Below are 3194 nucleotides of genomic sequence, written 5' to 3'. Positions count from 1 at the left end.
AACACAGTGGACGCGAGCAACTGAGGACAAGCCCTCGGCCTATTAGTACCGGTCAACTCCACCCGTCACCGAGCTTCCATATCCGGCCTATCAACCCAGTCGTCTACTGGGAGCCTTACCCCATCAAGTGGGTGGGAGCCCTCATCTCGAAGCAGGCTTCCCGCTTAGATGCTTTCAGCGGTTATCCCTCCCGAACGTAGCCAACCAGCCATGCCCTTGGCAGAACAACTGGCACACCAGAGGTTCGTCCGTCCCGGTCCTCTCGTACTAGGGACAGCCCTTCTCAAGACTCCTACGCGCACAGCGGATAGGGACCGAACTGTCTCACGACGTTCTAAACCCAGCTCGCGTACCGCTTTAATGGGCGAACAGCCCAACCCTTGGGACCGACTCCAGCCCCAGGATGCGACGAGCCGACATCGAGGTGCCAAACCATCCCGTCGATATGGACTCTTGGGGAAGATCAGCCTGTTATCCCCGGGGTACCTTTTATCCGTTGAGCGACGGCGCTTCCACAAGCCACCGCCGGATCACTAGTCCCGACTTTCGTCCCTGCTCGACCCGTCGGTCTCACAGTCAAGCTCCCTTGTGCACTTACACTCAACACCTGATTACCAACCAGGCTGAGGGAACCTTTGGGCGCCTCCGTTACCCTTTAGGAGGCAACCGCCCCAGTTAAACTACCCATCAGACACTGTCCCTGATCCGGATCACGGACCCAGGTTAGACATCCAGCACGACCAGACTGGTATTTCAACAACGACTCCACAACCACTGGCGTGATCGCTTCAAAGTCTCCCAGCTATCCTACACAAGCCGAACCGAACACCAATATCAAACTATAGTAAAGGTCCCGGGGTCTTTCCGTCCTGCTGCGCGAAACGAGCATCTTTACTCGTAGTGCAATTTCACCGGGCCTATGGTTGAGACAGTCGAGAAGTCGTTACGCCATTCGTGCAGGTCGGAACTTACCCGACAAGGAATTTCGCTACCTTAGGATGGTTATAGTTACCACCGCCGTTTACTGGCGCTTAAGTTCTCAGCCTCGCCCACCCGAAAGTGAGCTAACCGGTCCCCTTAACGTTCCAGCACCGGGCAGGCGTCAGTCCGTATACATCGCCTTACGGCTTCGCACGGACCTGTGTTTTTAGTAAACAGTCGCTTCTCGCTGGTCTCTGCGGCCACACCCAGCTCACACTGTAAAAGTGATCACCAGACATGGCCCCCCTTCTCCCGAAGTTACGGGGGCATTTTGCCGAGTTCCTTAACCATAGTTCACCCGAACGCCTCAGTATTCTCTACCTGACCACCTGAGTCGGTTTAGGGTACGGGCCGCCATAAAACTCGCTAGAGGCTTTTCTCGACAGCATAGGATCATCCACTTCACCACAATCGGCTCGGCATCAGGTCTCAGACACAAGCTGCCCGGATTTACCTGGACAACGTCCTACACCCTTACCCCGGGACAACCACCGCCCGGGATGGACTACCTTCCTGCGTCACCCCATCACTCACCTACTACAAGTCTGGGCCGTCGGCTCCACCACTCCCCTCAACTCCGAAGAGATCAGGGCGGCTTCACGGACTTAGCATCGCCTGATTCAATGTTTGACGCTTCACAGCGGGTACCGGAATATCAACCGGTTATCCATCGACTACGCCTGTCGGCCTCGCCTTAGGTCCCGACTTACCCTGGGCAGATCAGCTTGACCCAGGAACCCTTAGTCAATCGGCGCACACGTTTCCCACGTGTGAATCGCTACTCATGCCTGCATTCTCACTCGTCAACCGTCCACGACTCGCTTACGCGGCCGCTTCACCCGGCAGACGACGCTCCCCTACCCATCACAGTCCCCGTTAGGAGTAATACTGCAATGACACGACTTCGGCGGTACGCTTGAGCCCCGCTACATTGTCGGCGCGGAATCACTAGACCAGTGAGCTATTACGCACTCTTTCAAGGGTGGCTGCTTCTAAGCCAACCTCCTGGTTGTCTCTGCGACTCCACATCCTTTCCCACTTAGCGTACGCTTAGGGGCCTTAGTCGATGCTCTGGGCTGTTTCCCTCTCGACCATGGAGCTTATCCCCCACAGTCTCACTGCCGCGCTCTCACTTACCGGCATTCGGAGTTTGGCTAAGGTCAGTAACCCGGTAAGGCCCATCGCCTATCCAGTGCTCTACCTCCGGCAAGAAACACACGACGCTGCACCTAAATGCATTTCGGGGAGAACCAGCTATCACGGAGTTTGATTGGCCTTTCACCCCTAACCACAGGTCATCCCCCAGGTTTTCAACCCTGGTGGGTTCGGTCCTCCACGACCTCTTACAGCCGCTTCAACCTGCCCATGGCTAGATCACTCCGCTTCGGGTCTTGGGCATGCTACTCAAACGCCCTCTTCGGACTCGCTTTCGCTACGGCTACCCCACACGGGTTAACCTCGCAACACACCGCAAACTCGCAGGCTCATTCTTCAAAAGGCACGCAGTCACACCAAAGTGCTCCCACGGCTTGTAGGCACACGGTTTCAGGTACTATTTCACTCCCCTCCCGGGGTACTTTTCACCATTCCCTCACGGTACTATCCGCTATCGGTCACCAGGGAATATTTAGGCTTAGCGGGTGGTCCCGCCAGATTCACACAGGATTTCTCGGGCCCCGTGCTACTTGGGTGTCTCTCAAGCAAGCCGCTGACATTTCAACTACGGGGGTCTTACCCTCTACGCCGGACCTTTCGCATGTCCTTCGTCTACATCAACGGTTTCTGACTCACCGACCAGCCGGCAGACTGATCAAGAGAGATCCCACAACCCCCACGACGCAACCCCTGCCGGGTCTCACACGCCGAAGGTTTAGCCTCATCCAGTTTCGCTCGCCACTACTCCCGGAATCACGGTTGTTTTCTCTTCCTGAGGGTACTGAGATGTTTCACTTCCCCTCGTTCCCTCCACATACCCTATGAGTTCAGGTACGGGTGACAGCCCATGACGACTGCCGGGTTTCCCCATTCGGAAACCCCCGGATCAAAGCCTGGTTGACGACTCCCCGGGGACTATCGCGGCCTCCCACGTCCTTCATCGGTTCCTGGTGCCAAGGCATCCACCGTGCGCCCTTAAAAACTTGGCCACAGATGCTCGCGTCCACTGTGCAGTTCTCAAACAACGACCAGCCACCCACCACCCCACCCCAAAAAGG

1 rRNA gene is annotated in these 3194 nt (G+C 56.5%); it reads right to left on the bottom strand.

Annotated features, from left to right (window positions below):
- Positions 1-22: 22 nt before the first annotated feature.
- A 23S ribosomal RNA gene (locus tag ACFC09_RS45690) occupies positions 23-3125 on the bottom strand.
- Positions 3126-3194: the final 69 nt, after the last annotated feature.

Origin of the sequence: Streptomyces sp. NPDC056161 (genome assembly GCF_042268025.1) — a bacterium.
Taxonomy (GTDB): Bacteria; Actinomycetota; Actinomycetes; order Streptomycetales; family Streptomycetaceae; genus Streptomyces.
Note: the sequence above shows the minus strand (reverse complement) of the source record. Positions and strands in the feature narration are given on the sequence as shown.